Below are 1,225 nucleotides of genomic sequence, written 5' to 3' on the forward strand. Positions count from 1 at the left end.
GAGGGGCAGCGGCTGGTGCGTGAGTTGGCGGCGAAGTCGGATATCCTCATCGAGAACTTCAAGGTCGGTGGTCTTGCGGCATATGGGCTGGACTACGAGTCACTAAAGGTGGCCAATCCGAAGCTGATCTATTGCTCGATCACCGGGTTCGGTCAGACCGGCCCGTATGCCAAGCGTGCGGGTTATGACTTCATGATCCAGGGCCTGGGCGGTCTGATGAGTTTGACCGGTCGCCCCGAAGGAGATGAAGGTGCAGGCCCGGTGAAAGTTGGCGTGGCGCTGACAGACATTCTGACTGGGCTCTATTCAACGGTAGCGATCCTGGCTGCGCTGGCTCATCGGGATCATGGTGGCGGCGGTCAGCACATTGATATGGCATTGCTGGACGTTCAGGTGGCGTGTCTGGCGAACCAGGCGATGAACTACCTGACTACGGGCATTGCGCCTAAGCGCCTGGGCAACGCCCATCCGAATATCGTGCCTTATCAGGACTTCCCTACAGCCGATGGCGACTTCATCCTTACCGTGGGTAATGATGGGCAGTTCCGCAAATTTGCGGAGGTGGCCGGGCAGCCGCAGTGGGCGGATGATCCGCGTTTTGCGACCAATAAGTTAAGGGTGGCAAATCGGGCGGTGCTGATCCCGCTGATCCGCCAGGCGACCGTGTTCAAGACCACTGCTGAATGGGTGACGCAGTTGGAGCAGGCAGGCGTGCCGTGTGGGCCGATCAATGATTTGGCCCAGGTGTTTGCCGACCCTCAGGTTCAGGCTCGAGGGTTGGCTATTGAGCTGCCTCATGCTTTGGCCGGGATCGTACCTCAAGTTGCGAGCCCGATACGCCTGTCCGAGACGCCAGTGGAGTACCGTAGCGCACCTCCTTTATTGGGTGAGCACACGCTGGAGGTTTTGCAGCGGGTATTGGGTCTGGATGCCGGTGCAGTCGCTGCTTTCAAAGAGGCGGGGGTGCTCTGAAGTCCTCTTCTATATAGAAGGAGTGGTTTTGCTCTCCTCTATAAGAAGGAAAACGGGCGGTTTTCCGGCTTTCTGCAAGCTATTGATAGAAAAGCCAAATTAGAGGTTGACGGCAGATTCTGGACGTCTATAATTCGCCCCACTTCCGGCGCAGTCGAAACGGAAAACTCCTTGGTAAACAACGAGTTACGCAGTTTTCGACAGCGGTTACGCTTCAGTTCATCGAAGCCAGAAGGAGTTGGTAAGGCAGGGT

The 1,225-nt window shown here is 56.9% G+C and carries 2 protein-coding genes; one reads left to right on the forward strand and one right to left on the reverse strand.

The genetic code is table 11. The annotated features are described in order from the left end of the window. The coding region (locus AC1DLB_RS30370; RefSeq protein ID WP_477786326.1) for a CaiB/BaiF CoA transferase family protein at positions 1 to 972 on the forward strand (972 nt) is incomplete at its 5' end. A gap of 38 nt (positions 973 to 1,010) precedes the next feature. On the opposite strand, the gene AC1DLB_RS30375 is transcribed toward AC1DLB_RS30370, so the two are convergent. Beyond that, positions 1,011 to 1,225, reverse strand: a 215-nt coding sequence (locus AC1DLB_RS30375) for a hypothetical protein (protein WP_477786327.1), incomplete at its 5' end; no start/stop codon positions are given.

Source organism: Pseudomonas sp. 05N434 (genome assembly GCF_056396965.1).